The 17,851-nt window shown below is 61.9% G+C and carries 17 protein-coding genes; 3 read left to right on the forward strand and 14 right to left on the reverse strand.

Annotated elements, in window-relative coordinates; all coding sequences use genetic code 11:
• Positions 1 to 126: 126 nt before the first annotated feature.
• Positions 127 to 903, forward strand: a complete 777-nt coding sequence (locus HU759_RS11830; RefSeq protein WP_186617401.1) for an ABC transporter substrate-binding protein — start codon at positions 127 to 129, stop codon at positions 901 to 903.
• Positions 904 to 1,043: 140 nt separating this feature from the next.
• Here the strand turns inward: HU759_RS11830 and HU759_RS11835 are convergent, their stop codons facing one another.
• The 11 genes from HU759_RS11835 to HU759_RS11885 all read right to left on the reverse strand — a co-directional run bounded on the left by HU759_RS11835 (position 1,044) and on the right by HU759_RS11885 (position 11,452).
• Positions 1,044 to 1,670, reverse strand: a complete 627-nt coding sequence (locus HU759_RS11835; protein ID WP_017137702.1) for a PAS domain-containing protein — start codon at positions 1,668 to 1,670, stop codon at positions 1,044 to 1,046.
• Complete coding sequence (locus tag HU759_RS11840; RefSeq protein ID WP_017137703.1) at positions 1,670 to 2,803, reverse strand: FAD-binding oxidoreductase; 1,134 nt, start codon at positions 2,801 to 2,803, stop codon at positions 1,670 to 1,672. Before HU759_RS11840 ends, HU759_RS11835 begins: the two co-directional genes overlap by 1 nt.
• A 21-nt stretch (positions 2,804 to 2,824) precedes the next feature.
• A complete protein-coding gene (locus HU759_RS11845; protein ID WP_177034137.1) occupies positions 2,825 to 3,772 on the reverse strand; it encodes an ornithine cyclodeaminase family protein in 948 nt (315 codons plus the stop codon).
• Between the two features lie 83 nt (positions 3,773 to 3,855).
• Entirely contained in the window at positions 3,856 to 5,202 is a 1,347-nt protein-coding gene (locus HU759_RS11850; RefSeq protein WP_186617402.1) for an ATP-binding protein, read from the reverse strand.
• Positions 5,178 to 5,843, reverse strand: coding sequence for a response regulator transcription factor (locus tag HU759_RS11855; protein WP_017137706.1), 666 nt, complete (start codon positions 5,841 to 5,843; stop codon positions 5,178 to 5,180). The genes HU759_RS11850 and HU759_RS11855 overlap by 25 nt, the downstream gene beginning before the upstream one ends.
• An 82-nt stretch (positions 5,844 to 5,925) precedes the next feature.
• Positions 5,926 to 6,348 (reverse strand): hypothetical protein, encoded by a 423-nt coding sequence (locus HU759_RS11860; protein ID WP_186617403.1) that lies wholly within the window; start codon positions 6,346 to 6,348, stop codon positions 5,926 to 5,928.
• A gap of 23 nt (positions 6,349 to 6,371) precedes the next feature.
• Positions 6,372 to 7,136: a membrane protein gene (locus HU759_RS11865; RefSeq protein ID WP_017137708.1), complete on the reverse strand. Its 765-nt coding sequence runs from the start codon at positions 7,134 to 7,136 to the stop codon at positions 6,372 to 6,374.
• A 61-nt stretch (positions 7,137 to 7,197) separates the two neighbouring features.
• The gene (locus tag HU759_RS11870) at positions 7,198 to 8,265 is read right to left on the reverse strand and encodes an ABC transporter ATP-binding protein (protein WP_186617404.1); all 1,068 of its coding nucleotides are present in this window, start codon (positions 8,263 to 8,265) and stop codon (positions 7,198 to 7,200) included.
• Positions 8,262 to 9,791: an iron ABC transporter permease gene (locus tag HU759_RS11875; protein ID WP_017137710.1), complete on the reverse strand. Its 1,530-nt coding sequence runs from the start codon at positions 9,789 to 9,791 to the stop codon at positions 8,262 to 8,264. Before HU759_RS11875 ends, HU759_RS11870 begins: the two co-directional genes overlap by 4 nt.
• Before the next feature lie 63 nt (positions 9,792 to 9,854).
• A complete protein-coding gene (locus HU759_RS11880; RefSeq protein ID WP_186617406.1) occupies positions 9,855 to 10,868 on the reverse strand; it encodes an iron ABC transporter substrate-binding protein in 1,014 nt (337 codons plus the stop codon).
• A 281-nt stretch (positions 10,869 to 11,149) separates the two neighbouring features.
• Positions 11,150 to 11,452 carry a hypothetical protein gene (locus HU759_RS11885; RefSeq protein WP_186617408.1) on the reverse strand — a complete coding sequence of 101 codons (303 nt, stop codon included), beginning with the start codon at positions 11,450 to 11,452 and terminating at the stop codon, positions 11,150 to 11,152.
• Between the two features lie 619 nt (positions 11,453 to 12,071).
• Between HU759_RS11885 and HU759_RS11890 the strand changes: the two genes are divergently transcribed.
• Positions 12,072 to 13,061: a hypothetical protein gene (locus tag HU759_RS11890; RefSeq protein WP_186617410.1), complete on the forward strand. Its 990-nt coding sequence runs from the start codon at positions 12,072 to 12,074 to the stop codon at positions 13,059 to 13,061.
• A 2-nt stretch (positions 13,062 to 13,063) separates the two neighbouring features.
• Positions 13,064 to 13,426 carry a hypothetical protein gene (locus HU759_RS11895; RefSeq protein ID WP_017137713.1) on the forward strand — a complete coding sequence of 121 codons (363 nt, stop codon included), beginning with the start codon at positions 13,064 to 13,066 and terminating at the stop codon, positions 13,424 to 13,426.
• 146 nt (positions 13,427 to 13,572) lie between these two features.
• Here the strand turns inward: HU759_RS11895 and HU759_RS11900 are convergent, their stop codons facing one another.
• From HU759_RS11900 to HU759_RS11910, 3 genes are read right to left on the reverse strand one after another with little or no spacing between them, the layout of a single operon-like run.
• Positions 13,573 to 14,910: a cytochrome c gene (locus HU759_RS11900; protein ID WP_186617412.1), complete on the reverse strand. Its 1,338-nt coding sequence runs from the start codon at positions 14,908 to 14,910 to the stop codon at positions 13,573 to 13,575.
• Positions 14,911 to 14,926: 16 nt separating this feature from the next.
• The gene (locus HU759_RS11905) at positions 14,927 to 17,164 is read right to left on the reverse strand and encodes a molybdopterin cofactor-binding domain-containing protein (RefSeq protein ID WP_017137715.1); all 2,238 of its coding nucleotides are present in this window, start codon (positions 17,162 to 17,164) and stop codon (positions 14,927 to 14,929) included.
• On the reverse strand, positions 17,164 to 17,622 hold the full coding sequence (locus HU759_RS11910; RefSeq protein WP_017137716.1) for a (2Fe-2S)-binding protein: 459 nt from the start codon (positions 17,620 to 17,622) through the stop codon (positions 17,164 to 17,166). The genes HU759_RS11905 and HU759_RS11910 overlap by 1 nt, the downstream gene beginning before the upstream one ends.
• Between the last annotated feature and the right edge of the window lie 229 nt (positions 17,623 to 17,851).

A 17,851-nucleotide genomic window follows, 5' to 3' on the forward strand; every position in this document is an offset into this window, starting at 1 on the left:
CTTAGGAAGGTGGCATGGATTGACGATCAATACCTAAAAGTCCAATATGGAATTATAAGTACAAAAAGCCTATACCTCTCTTTCTTCACGCTTGCCAAACCAACAACAACTTGCGAGATAACGACCATGAAGAAACCCGCGCTGATCGCTGCACTGGCCCTGGGCCTGTATGCTTCAAGCCATGTGCTGGCCGCTGAGAAAACCTTGCGTATCGGCATTGAGGCGGCCTACCCACCGTTCGCCTCCAAGACCCAGGATGGCAAGATCGTCGGGTTCGACTACGACATCGGTAATGCCTTGTGCGCGCAGATGAAGGTCAAGTGCGTGTGGGTGGAAGGTGAATTCGACGGCCTGATCCCTTCGCTTAAAGTGAAGAAAATCGACATGGCCCTGTCATCCATGACCATCAACGAAGACCGCAAGAAATCGGTGGATTTCACCCACAAGTATTACTTCACTTCCTCGCGCCTGGTGATGAAGGACGGCGCGGTGGTGGATGACCAGTACGCCAGCCTCAAGGGCAAGACCATTGGCGTGCAGCGCGCCACCACCACCGACCGCTATGCCACCGAGGTGTTCGAGCCCATGGGCATCAACGTCAAGCGCTACAGCAATAACGAAGAGATCTACATGGATTTGGCGGCGGGGCGCCTGGATGCGATTTTTGCCGACACCATCCCGTTGAGTGACTTTTTGTCGATGCCACGCGGCAAGGGCTACGCCTTCGTCGGGCCGGAACTCAAGGACCCCAAATACGTGGGCGAGGGCGCCGGGATCGCAGTGCGCAAGGGCAATACCGAACTGGTCAGTGAGCTGAATACGGCCATCGACGGCATCCGCGCGAATGGCGAGTATCAGAAGATTTCACAGCAGTATTTCAAGTCCGATATCTACGGCGATTGAGTGTGAAACAGCAACAGTAGAGCCATACTCGGTCACATGTGGGAGCTGGCTTGCCTGCGATGCAGACACCTCGGTACATCAGGTATACCGAGTTGATGCCATCGCAGGCAAGCCAGCTCCCACAGTTGATGAACGATCGCTCAGCCCTTCAATTCCTTAAGGTGCTTGTACACCGTCGCCCGCCCCATCCCCAGCACATTCGCCACGTAGTTCGACGCGCTCTTGCCCTTGAACGCGCCCTCGGCATGCAATGCCAGCACCAGCTCACGCTTATGGTCGCGGGTCAGCAGGTTCAGGCTCAACTGACGCTCACGCATCCAGGCATGCAAGAAGGTGTTGATGCGCTCCTGCCAGTCATCACGAAACAGTGAATCTGGCTGCGGGATCAGCTTGCTCGGCGACAGGAACAGGTCCAGCGCCGCCTTGGCGTTTTCGAACAACGAGATATTCAGGTTGATGCACAGCACCGCCAGCCGACGACCTTTGTGGTCATGCAACACCGTGCTCAGGCTGCGGATTTTCTGACCATCCCAGTTGAGCTTTTCGTACGGGCCGATATTCACTTCGCGGATGTCATCGCTGAGCATGTCCTCCAGCGACGAGTCGTCACCAATGGCCCGTTTCGACAGATTGTTGGCGATGTAATCGACCTTTTGCGTGCGCAAGTCATGCAGCACCACTTCGGCGTGGGGAAAGAACAGCGTGGCGATCGCATCGGCGATCGCCCGGAAGTTCTGCACAACGTTTTCTTGTTCAGCAATGCTCATCAATGCGGCTCCAGGCGGACGGGCGAGAGCATACCAGCGTCCAGGCCAAACCGCGTCAGCGGCTCCGGCAACGGTGCGCCGCGTACCAGCGCCGCGCTGGCCTGGCCCATGGCCGGTGAGGTCTGGATGCCATAACCGCCCTGCGCCGCGACCCAGAACAGCCCCGGCACCTGCGGGTCGAAGCCCGCGAGCAAATCACCATCAGGCACAAAACTGCGCAGCCCGGCCCAGGTGCGGGTCGGGCGGCGGATGGTCAAGGTGGTGGCTTCTTCGATCTGGTAAATGCCCATGGCAATGTCCAGTTCTTCGGGCTGCACATCCTGGGGTTCGACCGGGTCGGCGTTGGCCGGTGAGCCGAGGAACATGCCCGCGTCAGGCTTCATGTAAAAGGCTTCGTCGAGGGCCACCAGCATCGGCCACCCATGCGTGTCGACACCCTCTGGCCCGGCGAAGATAAACGCCGAGCGCCGTTTGGGCTGCAGGCCGATGGACGCCGCGCCAGCGAGGCCGCCGATCTGATCGGCCCAGGCACCGGCAGCGTTGATGATGATCGGCGCGGTGTAGGTCGCGTCCTGGGTGCGCACCTGCCACAGGCCGTCGGCGTCACGGCTCAGGCCCAGTACCGGGCTGTCGGTACGCACTTCGCCGTGATGGCGACGGATACCACGCAAATAACCCTGGTGCAGGGCATCGGTGTCGATGTCACTGGCGGTCGGGTCGAAGATGGCGCCGTGGACTTTTTCACGACGCAAAATCGGCAAGCGTGCGCACGCCTCATCGACACTCAGCCGTTCCACCTGCGCCACCGTGGCCTTGGCGCTCTGGTATTGGCGCTCCAGTTCCGCCGGGTCGCCGCTGAAATCCACGGTGATCTCCCCGCGTGGCGTCAGCAACGGGTGCTCACAGAAGCCTGCCGGCGGGTTATCAAAAAATGCACGGCTGGCCAGGGTCAACGCGCGCACTTGCGGTGTGCCATACGCCGCGGTGTAGAGCGCCGCCGAGCGCCCGGTGGAGTGATAGGCCGGGTGGCTTTCGCGCTCCAGCACCAATACTTTGCCATGCTGCGACAACCAGAACCCAGTGGATGCACCGGCAATGCCGCCGCCGATGATGATGAAGTCTGCATGGCTCATAAACATCTCCTTAAACAATGGTTAGCGCTGGGTTTGGTACAGGGCATTGGCCAGTGCGACGTCTTCCAGGCCCAGGCCGATCGAGCGGAAAAACACGTGGCGGTCATAGTCCGGGCGCTGCGCCATATCACTGAGCAACTCCGGCAGGTCGCCGATCACGGCGCGCTTGTCCCAAGCGTGTTGCTCGGCGGCGATCAGCATCTCACCGGCCGCGCCCGGCGTGGTCTGGCGATAGTCGCAGAACACATGCATGGCGTGCAGGCTGGCGGGTGGCACTTCATGGGCGCGTGGCGCATTGGTGCTGATGGAGGTGATCAGCGCTGGCTTACGCAAACGCGCCGGGTCGAGCACCGGGCCGGCCGATGAGGTACACAGCAGGATCACATCGGCGTCTTCCACGGCGCTGTCACAGCTGTCGGCCAGGGTCAGGCGCGGGTCCAGGCCTTTGAGGTGGGCGAGGGTGTCGACGCTGGCGTGGCCCAGGCTCGGTGAATACAGGCGAATCTGCTGCCAGTCGCGCAGGTTGCGCACGTAGTGCAGGTGCGCTTGCGCCACCTTGCCACTGCCGATAATCGCCAGGCGCCGCGCGGCAGCAGGCGCCAGCACGTCCACCGCCAATGCAGTGGCGGCAGCGGTGCGCGCGGTGGTCAGCTCGGCCGCATCACACAGCATCAGCGGCTGGCCGCTGTGCATCGACATCAACAACGTCCAGGCCGTCACCAGTGGGCCTTGCTCGCGCACGATGTAGGGCGACGTCTTGACGCCATAAACGCCCTCATCGGCCAGCACGCCCAGGTAGTTGATAAAGTCGCCGGCCCCATGCGGGAACTCCACCAGCTGCTGCGCCGGCTGCACCGCCAGCCCGGCCGCCAGGTCGCGGAACAGCTTGTGCAGAATGTGGGGCACATCGACCTGGGTGAGCAATTCACGGGCCTGGGCCTGATTCATGACAAGGGGCGTGCTGGACATGGCAATCTCCGCAGATAAACTAATTTGTCTATTATGGACTTTTAGTTCTGTTGGGCAATATCCACGTCAGAAAAAACTGCACGTTACTTCGCCAGCCACACCGTGACACACAAGCCCCGTTGCGCAATGGCGTCAGTAAACGCGAGTTGCACCCGTGCGCCTGTGCGATCGGCAATCACCTTGACGATCGAGAGTCCAAGCCCGGAGCCGGCCTCGTCGGTGCCCAGGCTGCGATAGAACGGATCGAACACGCGCGCCTGTTCCTCTAGCGTAATGCCGGGGCCGGAATCTTTGATTTGCAGTTGAGCGCCGTCGGCAGTCAGCGCAACCGACAGGTCGATACGCCCACCCGGCGGGGTATAGCGAATGGCGTTATCCACCAGGTTTTTCACCAGCGTAAACAGGTCCAATTCGTTGAGCGTCACCTGCACATCCTGGGTGCTTTCAACGCCGATATCGATCTGTTTGCTCTCGGCCAACGGCAGCAAATCTTCCAGTATCTGGCGGTACACGGTATGCACCGACAGTGTGGTTTGCGCCCGCTCAGACGCCGACTGCGCCGCCGCCAGGCTCAGCAATTGATCAATCAGTTTGCGCCCGCGTTGAATGCCGCGTGACAGCGGCTCAAACCGCTCGCGGCTGACGGGCGACAGCTCGGTGGCGGCCAGCCGGTCGGCTTGCAGCGCCAGGGCGGTCATCGGTGAACGCAGTTCATGGGCGGCATCGGCGACAAAGCGCCGTTGGCTGTCCATGGACTGCCCGACGCGTGCCAGCAGGCGATTGATCGCGACCACAAACGGGCGTACTTCGCTGGGCAGGTGCTGCTCTTCAATCGGGTGCAGTTCCTGCTCGGCCCGTTGGTCGATCTCTGCGGCAAGCACGCCAATGGGGCGAAACAACTTGCGCACCAAGTCGCCGACCACCAGTAACAACACCGGAAACAGAATCAGGAACGGCAACAAACTGCGCCAGGCGCTTTCGCGGGCGTCCTTGTCGCGGGCATCGGATTCCTGGGCCACGGCGATGCGTTCACCACGGGCGGTGGTGTGCACCAGCACGCGAAAATTTTCGCCGACCATGGCGACGGTGGACAGGCCATCGGCGAGGCTGGCCGGAAACGGCAAAGGCAAGGCTTCATCCGTGGTGCCCGTGGCCCTTGGGCTGTCACTCAGGTGCTGGATGATCACCCGGGTTTCTTCGTCATCGCCTTTAAGCGCCGGGCCTTGTGGGTATTGCAGGGTCATGTGCTGGCGGTCATACAGCATCGCCACCTGGCGCAAGGTGGCGTCCTGCTGTTCGTGGGTTTCTTCAAACGCCGAGACAAAGGCGAACACGCTGGCCACCAAGGCCACCAGCAAAATAGCGAGGGATAACGCCACCGACAGGCGCAGTTGCACTGACTCGCTCAGACGTTTTTTGAAACCATCCATCCCATGCCCCTGACGTTCTTGATCACGTGAGTGCCCAATTTGCGCCGCAAGGCGTGAATCAGGAATTCGATGGCGTTGCTTTCCACCTCATTGCCCCAGCCATACAAGCGGTCTTCCAACTCGCTGCGCGAAAGGATGGCGCCGGGACGAATCAACAGCGCTTGCAGCAGCGCAAATTCGCGACTGGAAAGGGCGACCTCATGCTGTTCTTGCGTACTGGCTTGCTTGGTGAGCAGGTTCAGCGTCACCACGCCATTGCCCAGCAACGATTGAGCGCTGCCGCCTTTGCGGCGTAATACCGCACGCATGCGTGCGAGCAGTTCCGGGATATCGAAGGGCTTGAGCAAGTAATCATCGGCGCCGCCGTCAAGGCCCCGCAGGCGGTCGTCGAGGCTGTCGCGGGCGGTGATGATCAGCAAGGGCACGGGGTTGTTGCGTGCGCGAATCGTGTCCAGCACGTCGAGGCCATCCTTGCCAGGCAGGCCAAGGTCGAGCAGCACCAGGTCATAGGGATGGGTGTCGAGGGCGGCGAGGGCGGTGAGGCCATTCTTGACCCAGTCAGCGGCATAGCTCGCGTCGCTGAGCGCACGCTGGATCGCATCGCCAATCATCGGGTCGTCCTCGACCAGCAGTATTCGCATAAGTCTCTCCGCACAAAAAGCACGCGCGGCGAGGTGATCGCCGCGTGTGTATTGAAGCACCTGGGCAGGCATTTGTCCGATATCAGCCTTTCATCAGGTCGAAGGTCTTGAGCAGGTCGTCCATCGAGGCTTTGCACTCTGCCTGGTTCGGGTTGCCGTCACGCAGGGCCGAGAGGGCGCGGTCGATGGCTTTGTCGAGCACGTGCCAGTCGTTGGCGGCACGTGGCTTGATCCCGGCTTCAGCGCTGTCCCAGCTGGTTTCCAGGTCTTTGATGCGGGCTTTGGCACCTGCCAGGTCGTTCTTGGCGACAAGACCGGAAACGTCTACCGCGATGTTACGAAACGCCGACAGATCACCCAGTTGCGACATATGGCGCTGGCTGCTGGTGGGGTTGACCGCGCTGGCAGGTTTGTCAGCTGGCTTGGAACAACCGGTGGCGATGCCCAGCAGGAAAATCGCTGAAACAATGGCGGCGTGGCGGATCACATTGCGAACTTTGCTCATGGCAGTTTCCTTGGAGTGAGAATTTATTGAATGAGGGTTTTACGGCTGCCGATGCTGATTTGCGCCACGGCCACCAGCAACACGATCACGCACAAGAACAACGCGCTGGTCCAACTGGCGCCCATGCCCAGGCCGCCGTACGTCTTGGCTTGGGTGAGCAGGTCGCCGAGGGAGGCGCCGAACGGGCGGGTGAGGATGTAGGCGATCCAGAAGGTCAGCACGCTGTTGACGCCCAGGCGCCAGGCCAGCAGTGTCACGCCGATTAAACCGGCGAAAATCACCGCGCCGAGGGTAAAGCCCAGGCCCAGGGCTTCGGTGGCCAGGTCACCGGCGGCGGTGCCTAAAGCGAAGGTGCACAGCACGGTGGTCCAGTAGAACCACTCGCGCCGTGGGGTCACGATGTCGCGGATCGACAGGCTGCGCTCGGTGCGATACCAGACGATGAAGTTAAGCGCGAGCAACACCGAAAAAATCGCCGTGCTGGTGTACAGGCTGACGTCGAGCTTATCGGTGAGGATATCGGTGATCTGTGTGCCGACAATGCTCACCAGCACCACCGTCAGCCAGTAGATCCAGGGCGTGTAGGCCTTGGTGCGCAGTTGGCAGAACAACGCGAGCCCCAGCAAAGCGGCCATGCCGAAGCTGGTCCAGCCGGCGCCGAAGCCTGCATCCACGGCGAGGTAATCCGCGCCGGTTTCGCCCACGGTGGTGGACAGTATCTTGATCACCCAGAATGACAGCGTCACCTCGGGTACTTTGTTCAGCCAACGGGCTGCTGTGGCATTCATCGGGGTTACCTCTCCTTGACTGCGCAGTGGTTGGCGCAGGGGAGAAGGTAAGCCCCGACACTTAGCTGAGACTGAGGGCCTGGGGTTTTTTCAATACATGCGCCGTGCCGAGTGTCGTGAGGTGCACCACACTGCCGGTGGGCGGGGCTTGCAGGCCGGAACTGCGCACCAGAATCGCCTGGCCCGGTTCATCCTCGGCAGGCTGCAACACCACGGTCAACGTGCAGGTATTGCCGCCGAATTCGCGCTCGGTCACGACACCACGACAGCCCGACAGGTCGGTGGTACTCAGCTGCAATTGCTCCGGGCGCAGCATGATCCGCGTTGCTGCGTGGTCCGCCGTACTGTCCACCGGCACACGGCCTAGCCCGCAATGCGCCCAGCCAGCTTCAATACGGGCGGGCATCACCACCGCTTCGCCGAGGAACAACGCGGTTTGCTCATCGACCGGGTATTGGTACAGGTCCATCGGGTGGCCCGCCTGCACCAGGCGCCCCTGGCGCATCACTGCCAATTGGTCGGCAAACGACAGCGCTTCACTTTGATCATGGGTGACCAGGATCGTGGTGATGCCCGCGTCGCTCAGCAGGCGCGCGACCATTTTGCGCATGGCCGAGCGCAGGCCGGTGTCCAGCGCGGAAAACGGTTCATCCAGCAACATCAACCGGGGTTGCTGGGCCAAGGCCCGGGCGAGTGCCACGCGTTGCTGCTGGCCGCCAGACAGTTCATGGGGCCAGCGCCGGGCCATGTTGGCGTCGAGGGCCACGCTGTCCATCAGTTCGGCGATGCGCGTGTGCCGGGCTTCACCTTGGGTGGCCAGGCCAAAGCCGATATTGTCGGCCACCGTCATGTGCGGGAACAGCGCGCCATCCTGCGGTACATAGCCGATCTGGCGCTGGTGGGCCGGCACCGCGTGGGTGGCGTCGACCAATACCTGGCCGTTGAGCGTGAGGCTGCCGGTGTCGGGGAATTCAAAGCCGGCGATCATGCGCAGCAGGGTGGTCTTGCCCGAGCCCGAAGGCCCGACGATCACTGTACGGCTGCCGGTGGGCACCGCCAGGGAGACGTCCGCCAGGGCACGCTGGGTGCCGAAGGTCTTGCAGAGGGCGTGGAGTTCGAGGGCGTTCATCGGCCTGCCGTGCGTTTGGATTGATGGTAGAGAAGGCCGGTTAACGGCAGTGACAACAGGATCATGATCAGCGCGTAAGGCGCGGCAGCGGCGTAGTCGATTTCGCTGGTCAGCGCCCAGAAACCGGTGGCCAGGGTGCGCGTGCCGTTAGGCGCCAGCAGCAAGGTGGCGGTCAGCTCGTTGGTGATCGCCAGGAACACCAGCGCCGCACCCGCAGCCGCAGCAGGCGCGGCCAGCCGCAACGTAATCAGCCACAGGGCGCGGCCCGGCGAACGGCCGAGGCTGCGCGCCATGTTTTCCAGCTCTACGGGCGCCTGGGCGATACCCGCGCGCAGGCTCACCAGCGCCCGTGGCAGGAACATCAGCAAATAGGCGAGCAGCACGGTGATGGTGGTCTGGTAGATCGGCCGGGCGAAATGAATGGTCACTGTGACCAAGGCCAGCGCCACCACAATGCCGGGCAACGAGCTGGTGATGTAGTTGCAGCTTTCCAGGATGCGCTGTAAACGCCCTGGCGCCCGAATCGACAGCCACGCAATCGGCACCGCCGCACAGGTGGTCAGCACGGCACCGGCCACGCCCAGTAGCACGGTCTGCTCCAGCGCGGGCAGCAGTTCGTTGAACTGCCAAACCTCACGGCCACCGGCGATCAGCCACTTGCCCAGGGTGATCAACGGCACACCCAGGGCCAGCGCACAGGTCAGCCCTTGCAAGCCAAGGGCAAGCAGCGTGGTGCGCGTGCGCAGGCTCACAATACGTTGCTCGCGGGCGCTGCCGGAGCCGACCCGCGCATAACGCGCATGCCCGCGTGCAGCGGATTCCGCCGTGAGCATCGCCAAACAACACAGCGCCAGCACCGCCGCAAGCATATTGGCGGCAGGGCCGTTAAAGGTGGATTTGAACTGATCGAAAATCGCGGTGGTGAACGTATCGAAACGAATCATCGCGTACAAGCCGTATTCGGCGAGTAAATGCAGGCCCACCAGCAGTGCGCCGCCGCAGATCGCCAGGCGCAACTGCGGCAGCACCACGCGAAAAAATACCGCCCAGGGCTTGAGGCCCAGGGACTCGGCCACGTCTTCAATGGCAGGGTCGAGCCGGCGCAAGGTCGCCGCCACCGGCAAGTACAAAAACGGGAAATAGGCAATCACCGAGACCAGCACGCCGGCCGGCAAACCATGCATCGACGGCACCAGGCTGACCCAGGCGTAACTGTGCACAAACGCCGGCACCGCCAGCGGCGCAACCGCCAGCAGCGACCACACACGGCGCCCTGGCAGGTTGGTGCGCTCGGTCAGCCACGCCAGCGCAATGCCCAGCACCACGCACAAGGGCAGGGTGAACACCACCAGCAACACGGTGTTGACCAGCAGTTCACCCACACGCGGACGCCACACCAACGCTTCAATCTGCGCCCAGCCGATTTGCCAGGACACGCCGATCACAAACGCAATGGGCAGCAGCGCCAGCAGCGACACCACTACTGACAAACTGGTGACCCACGTGCCCCCACGGCTTTTAAACAAACCGTGGGCGCGTTTACGCGGTTGCGCCTGCGTTAAGGCGGGAGCTAAAGGTTCAGGCAGCAATCAGAGCAGTCCGGCTTGGGTCATCAGTTCGACGGCCTTTTTGCTGTTGAGCTTGGAGGCGTCCACTTTCGGCGCGTCCAGCTGGGCCAGCGGTGTCAGCTTGGGGTTGGACTGTGCGCCCTGGCCCACGGCGTATTCGAACGAGTTGCCGTCCTTGAGGATCGCCTGGCCGTCTTTGCCGGTGATCCACTTCAAGAAGGCCTGGGCTTCTTCTTTATGCTTGCTGGAGGCCAATACACCGGCGCCGGAGATGCTCACAAAGGCGCCTGGATCCTGGTGTTTGAAGTAGTGCAATTGGGTGTTTTTGCTGTTTTCGCCGGTCTTGGATTGGTCGACAAAGCTGTAGTAGTGATAAATCACGCCGCTGTCGACCTGGCCGGCGTTGACGGCTTTAAGCACCGCGCTGTTGCCACGGTAGATGCTCGCGTTGGCTTTCATCGCCTTGAGCCAGTCGAGGGTGGCGGCTTCGCCTTTGAGTTCCAGCACGGCGGCGACGATGGCCTGGAAGTCGGCACCGGCCGGTGAGGCAGCCCAGCGGCCTTTCCAGCTTGGCGAGGCCAGGTCCAGCAGGGACTTTGGCAGCTCGGCTTCTTTGAGTTTGCTCGGGTTGTACACGAACACCGTCGAACGTGCGGCGATGCCCAGCCACTTGCCGTGGGCGGGGCGGTAGGCGGTGTCCACTTGTTCCAACGTGCTCGGCGCTACTGGCGCGAACAGCCCGGCGTTGTCCACCAGCACCATGGCCGGGGAGTTTTCGGTGAGGAACACGTCGGCCGGTGAGGCCGCACCTTCCTGCACAAGCTGGTTGCCCATCTCGGTGTCGTCGCCATTGCGGATGGTTACCGGAATCCCGGTTTCCTCGGTAAAGCCCTCAACCCAGGCCTTGGTCAGGCTTTCGTGCTGGGCGTTGTACACCACGATGCCGGAGGTTTCGGCGGCATACACTTGCCCGGCGCCAACCAATGCAGTGGCGAGCAGGGCTTTAGTGAGGAAAGACGGTAGACGGGAAGCCATACGTTGAATGCTCCGGTTTTTATGTAGGCACGGGAAGCCCGTGAGGGGTCGACTGAGACTAGACCAATAGGAATCATTTGCATATTGAGGCGCGGCGAATGTAGAGGCGCAGATGAGAAAAAAACGTCAAATAAACGGTTAACAAATGTGATGAGGCCTATTAAATGACGCAGGTCAAATGTGGGAGCTGGCTTGCTCGCGGATGCAGTGGTTCAGTCAGCATCTCTGGGTCTGACCCACCGCATTCGCGAGCAAGCCAGCTCCCACCGTTTTTATTGTGTTCAGGCAGGCGGGGCTGTGGGTTTAAGGCACTCGATGGATCGGTCCACGGTGGTCTTGGCCATCTCCAGCAAATGCCACACCGCCAGAATCTTCGCGCGCTGTGGGCTGGCCAGTAATTCACCGCAATTGAGCGCGGTAGCTGAAGCACTGTCGAGCAAGCTGGCGGTGTAGAGCAGGGCGTCTTCGAAGCTCAGGTCTTCGATTTTAACGCCGTTGGAGGGCAGGTAATGGTCGATGGCGCGGTTGAAGGCGGCGCGGTCTTTGGCGGCGTTGCGGGGTGGGTCAGGGACGACTTTTTTCATTCTTTAGCTACCTTTTGGATTCAAGGAGCCGAACCGTTCGCGACTAAACGTAGGGTGGCGGCTGTACGCAGGTTAGTCGACCGGACCAAAAGGTAAAAACCGGCGCACCCGAGGGCGCCCTGCGCACAGCCACCATAAAACCTCATGGAGGGCCATGCACCTTTTGGAATACCGAGCGACTAAACCCGATCACTGATAAGCAGTGACGGATCGCAGACTAGCCATCGATTCCAACAGGCACAAGGCGGCAAGGATTGTCTAGGAAACGTCCTGCAATTTAAAGGGACGCGCCCTGCTGGCCCTTTAAAAACCATGACCAAATGCCACTAATCTCGCCACAGATCGTTCCCACGCGCAGCAAAGGAACGCAGCCTGGGACGCTCCGCGTCCCGCCCACAACATTCAAGTTTTGCGCAGGTGCGACGCGGAGCGTCACGGGCTGCATTCCCACGCGGGAGCGTGGGAACGATCTATCAAGTCCGGCCATTTTTGTAGGCGTTAATTTCTAGTGATGTAGGCAACTTCCCAAATATCACTCAGCCTTCCCGACCTTGTGTCCGAGCCCTGTTCGCCTGCTTATATTCCAACGCCATCTTCATTGCATTCAGGGATACGAAGCATGGCGCAGGGCTATATCAACGACCGCCTCACGGACTACATCAGCTTGAAAAACCAGTTGATGGGTCATGCCCCCGGACGGCAGCGTGCCGATCATTATGATGTGCTGAACCGGCACCTGCGTCATGGGCTGGTGAGGCCAGGGCAGTTGGTGATTATTCCCGATCCCTGCAGCGTGACCTGTTCGCTGGAAGAGGCCTGGCTTGTGCGCCATGCCGAGGCAATCGGTCGGGAGCTGGACGCGCGCGCCGCCACCCAAGTGGTCAACAACTATGACCTGCTGCAAAGTCTTCTCGGGTACGGCTCGTTGGGAATGGGCAGCTCAACATCGGCGTGGGCGCGGCATCTGGACGAAGTGGCGCAGACGCTGGAAGAGATTGAGCGGCTGCACCAGCGCCTGAAAACCGCAGGCTTGGAGCGTGAGGCTTTTTTGCGCCAGCGCCAGGCGCTGTTTGGGCTGCTGGATACCCAGTTGCAAGGCGCGGCGCGATTTGGCACGGGGTTGCGAGGTAATCAGGCGTTGAAAAAGATATTGGGGGTTTCAACCAAAAGCTATCTGCACAAGGGTGAGATTGCCGGGTATGCGCAGCGGATGCGGAGCATTGCGCAGACCTCGAAGTGGTTGGGGATGGGCACCTATGTGGGCTTGGCACTGGACGTGGGCGTGGCAGGGTTGGAGATCAAGGAGGCGTGTGTGGAGGGGCGCGAGGCGCAGTGTCGGCGGGCGAAGTATGTGGAAACGGGGAAGTTGGTGGGTGGCGTAGGGGGCGCTTATGGCGGAGGGAAGGCGGGCGCGAAAATAGCCCGTCTCGGCTGCAAGGTTTTTTTGGGCGTCGTGGCTAAAGGAAACGGTGACCTGGCTTGCGCAGTGATCGGCGGCGCTGCGGGAGGGTTTGCAGTAGGCAATGTAGTTGGCGATTTCGGTGCGTTTCTGGGCGGGCAAATCGAAGAGATCGACGGTGATCTGATCTTTCAGCCAGAGGGCGCATAAGCATGGATTTTCAACTCATCCTTGCAATCATTCTATCCATAGCGACGTTCGTTTTTGGCGGACTCACTTTCTACGCCGAGTGCACAAAGCTCGAAGCCCTGGAAAGCTACTTCAGCGAAAACGAGGTGGTCTGCGCCAACAAACGGTTTTGGGGCAGAAACAAGCACATCGACAGGTTTCATCGCATGCTTGTGATCAGTGACCTGTTGGGCATGCCTAAATTTCACATCAAAAGAGGCGAGGTGACCGAGGCAGAGGTGGCGGCCGTCCCTCTGTCCCTCAAGCGTTGGGCGGTGTGGCCGTATCATTTTGGGATGGTATGGTTTGCTGGCTGTATCCTCTGGACCCTCTTGTATGGCTGGTAGCCTGCGGCCATCAGATCGTTCCCGCGCTCTGCGTGGGAATGCAGCCTGGGACGCTCTGCGTCCCGCTCACAACATTCAAGTTTTGCGCAGCTGTGACGCGGAGCGTCACGGGCTGCATTCCCACGCGGGAGCGTGGGAACGATCTGTTAGCGCATGTGCAGGATAATCGGGCTACTACTGGCCGGGTCCGTATGCCCGCGCAGCTTGTTCACCGCCGCAGCCTCCACCGCGCCGCCGTTGTTGCCCCATGTACCGCGCACGTAGCTCAACACTTGGGCGATTTCCTGGTCGGACAATTGCTCGCGGAATGCCGGCATGCGGTACGCGTCCGGCATTCCGGCGGTCACGATGCGTTGCGAGCCATTGAGGGTGATGTTGATCGCCGAGGCGCTTTCCTTGGCCAAGGCTGAGGTGGCCCCGGCCAACGGTGGCATCCAATCCGGCTGGCCCTTGCCGTCCAAGCCATGGCAGGAGGTGCAGCGGGTGGCATAGGTGTGGGCACCCGGTGCGCTCGTGTCGAGCGCTGCCGTTTGGTACTGCCACGGTGAACCGTCACGCTGCGGGTCGCCCGGCAGCGACTTGAGGTAACGCGCAATGGCGGCCAGGTCGTCGTCCTGCATGAACTGCGTGGAGTTGTTAAACGCCTCGGTCATCGAGCCATACACCACTGCGTGTTTGTTACGCCCGGTCTTGAGGAATTGCACAATCTCCGGCTCGCTCCAGCGGCCCAAACCGGTGTTGTGGTCCTGGCGCAGGCTGGGTGCGTACCAGCCGTCGAGCAAGGCACCGGCGAGGAACGGCGCGCCGGACTCGTCCAATGCCTTCTCGTTGAACGCCAGCCCACGCGGCGTGTGGCAACTGCCGCAATGGCCGGGGCCTTGGACGATATAGGCGCCTCGGTTCCACAACGCGTCCTGCTCGGGTTTGGCGGCATAGGTTTTAGTCGGCGCGAACACGCCGTTCCACAGTGCGATGGGCCAGCGCATGTTCAGTGGCCACGGGATGCTGCTGGGAATGTTCGGCTCGCTGGCCGGTTGCACGCCTTGCATAAAAAACGCATACAGCGCACGCATGTCGTCGTCGCTGAGTTTTACGTAGGACGGGTAGGGCATGGCCGGGTAGAGCCGTCGCCCGCCCGGTGCCACGCCGTGGCGCACGGCGCGGTCGAAGTCGGCCAGGCTGTAGGTGCCGATGCCGACGTTCTTGTCTGGCGTGATGTTGGTGGCATGAATGGCGCCCAGCGGGGTGGCCATCTCCAGGCCGCCGGCAAACGGCGCTTTGCCCGGCAGGCTGTGGCAGGCCACGCAATCACTGACGCGGGCGACGTATTCGCCATGGCTGACCAGTGTCGGGTCAGCCGTGGCGTTGGCCTGTTCAAACGGCGAAGCAGGTTGACGGGTGACGTACCAGGCCAGCAGGCCGGCGGCGACTGCGCCGGCCAGCACCAGCCAGCCAGCGGTTCTAGCCAATCGTTGGTTGTTCATAGGCGTTCCTTGTCGGTCAGGCGAAGGTGTATCGGCTCAGGGGCAGGCTGCGGATGCGCTGGCCGGTCAAGTGCGCCACCGCATTGGCCACGGCAGGCGCCACTGCGGGTAGCGGCGGCTCGCCGATACCGCCCATCTTTTCGCCGCTCTCGACGATCTTTACGTGCACCTTGGCCATCCGCGAGGGTGGCAGGATCGGGTAAAGGTCGTAGTTGCGCGCCCGTGGTTTACCGTCCACGTACACCGCTTCTTCCACCAACGTTTGTGACAAGCCCAACGCTACGGCGCCGTTGACCTGGGCCTCGATGATCGCCGGGTTGACGATGCTGCCAGGGTCGATGGCTTCCCAGATGTTATGCACCTTGACCTGGCCGTTTTCGATCGACACTTCGGCAACCACCGCCGCATGCGAGCCAAAGGGCGAGGCCATGGCCACCCCACGGGCGCGCCGGCTGCCGTCTTCTGCGGTATACGGGCCACGTTTCCAGCCACCGGACAACTCGCCCACCGCTTGCAGCAACGTGGTCAGGCGTTTGTTGTCGCGCAGCAGGTGCAGGCGCAACTCATACGGGTCATGGCCGCCTTTGTCAGCCAGTTCATCGAGGAAGGCCTCGTAGAAAAAGTCATTCAGCGAGTTGCCCACCGAGCGCCAGTAGCCGAGCATGGCCGGGCCTTTGACGTAGATCTGGGCGATGCGTTTGTTGGGAATCGCGTAGGATTTGCCTGACAACCCTTCAAGGGCCGTCGGGTCGATTTTGTCGCCCTGTTTGCCGGCGATGGCCTCGGATGGGCCTTCGGTGGCGCTCACGGCTTCGATGGCCACCGGCAAGCCTTTGTCATCCAGCGCCGCGCGGAACTTGACCACCGCGACCGGGCGCAGCACATCGCGCAGGAACTCTTCTTCACGGCTCCAGATCAGCTTGACCGGGCGGCCCACAGCCTTGGCCAATGCGACGGCCTGCGGGTACGGGTTGGCTGAGTCGTACAGGAAATGCCGGCCGAAAAAGCCGCCCAGCAACGGCGAATGCAAGGTGATCTTCGACACATCCAGCCCGGTGCGCTTGGCGATGTCGGCGCGGAACATGTCTGGCGCCTGGTTGGGCAGCCAGACTTCCAGCGTGCCGTCCGGGTTATAGCGCGCCAGGGCCGATGGCGGCTCCAGTTGGGCGTGGTTGACGTACTGGTTGTGGTAGGTGGCTTCGACCTTGGTCTTGGCGTTTGCCAGTGTGGCGTTGACGTCGCCTTCGTTTTCTTCGTCGCGGGCCGGGCCTTGCTGGGCGGCGAGGAAGTCACGGTATTTGTCGCTGGAAAAGTCTGCCGGCATGGCGCGCACTGTAGAGTCAGCGGCGGCTTCCAGCCATTCGACCTGAATAGCTTCTACTGCACGCTTGGCGTGCCACCAGCGCTCGGCCACCACGGCCACGGCGCCAGGCAGTTGATGCACCGAGTGCACGCCTTTCATGGCTTCAACTTGCGCCTGATTGCGCAGGCTGCCCACGGTCATGCCCAGGCGCGGCGCATGCTGCACGGCGGCGTGGAGCATGCCGTCGACCTTGAGGTCGATGCTGTATTGCGCCTTGCCGGTGGATTTGTCGTAGGCATCCAGGCGTTTGACCGGCTTGCCGATCCAGCGGAACTGGCTCGGATCGCGCAGGGTGATGGTGGACGGGTCAGGCACCGGCATGTCGAGGGCGCGGCTGGCGAGTTCACCGTAGCCCAGCGAGCGGCCCGAGGCGGCGTGTACCACGCGGCCGGGGGTGGTGGTCAGTTGTGCGACCGGCACGCCCAGTTGCTCGGCGCCGGCCTGCAACAGCATGGCGCGGGCCAGGGCGCCCAGGCGGCGCATTACCGGGTAACTCATGCGCACCGACATGCTGCCGCCGGTGATGCGCATGCCGTTTTCCATCACCACATAGGCATCGCCCGGTGGCGCGGCTTCGACGACAAACGTGGCAGGGTCGGCGTCCAGTTCTTCACCAACAATTTGCGCCATGGCGGTGTGGGTGCCTTGGCCGCCTTCCATAAAGGGGCTGAGCAGGCGCACCGTGCCGTCCGGGCGAATCTCGAGAAACGCCGGCACCTGCGTGCCGCGCTCCGCAGGGTTGGCGGTGGCCGCGAAGGCGCGGCCGCCACCCAGCGGCAGGCCGAAACCAATCACCAGCGCGCCCACGGCGGTGCTGGCCAGAAAGCGCCGGCGTGACAGGTTGACCGGGTCGCCCAGGGCCACATCCAGCAGTTCGTTGCGCGTATTCATCATGCGCGCTCCTTCTGCTGGGCCAAATCCTGCATGGCGGTGTGGATGGCGTTATAGGTGCCGCAGCGGCACAGGTTGACCATGGCGGCATCGATTTGCGCGACCGTCGGCGCGGGGGTGTGCTTGAGCAGCGCCGTGGCCGCCATCACCTGCCCGGACTGGCAATAACCGCATTGCGCCACCTGATGCTCGACCCAGGCGGCGACCACGTGCTTGCCCACCGCATCGTCCTCAATGGCCTCGATGGTCGTGACCTCGCGGCCGACCACACCTGCCACCGGGGTAACGCAAGAGCGCACCACATTACCGTCCACCAGTACCGAACAGGCGCCGCACTGGGCCAGGCCGCAACCGTACTTGGTGCCGGTCATGCCGAGGTCGTCGCGGATCACCCACAGCAGCGGCGTGTCGGCGTCGGCATCGACCTGGTAGGTCTTTTGGTTGATACGTAATTCCATGGCGGGTTCACCTGCTGATCATCGGTTGGTGGTGCTGAGCTCTTTTGAGCCCTTATAAGAAGAGTGGGACTTGTGGCCCATCGTTGCACTCTAGACCACGGCGCAAGGGCTATCTATCCGCCAGTCGATAAGTCGGAGGATCAGGCAAGTATTTCGCAGGAATGCACTACCGGCAGCTTGATCGTTCCCACGCTCCGCGTGGGAACGCATCCTGTGACGCTCTGCGTCA

This window comes from Pseudomonas sp. OE 28.3, from assembly GCF_014268205.2.
Classification (GTDB): Bacteria; Pseudomonadota; Gammaproteobacteria; order Pseudomonadales; family Pseudomonadaceae; genus Aquipseudomonas; species Aquipseudomonas edaphica.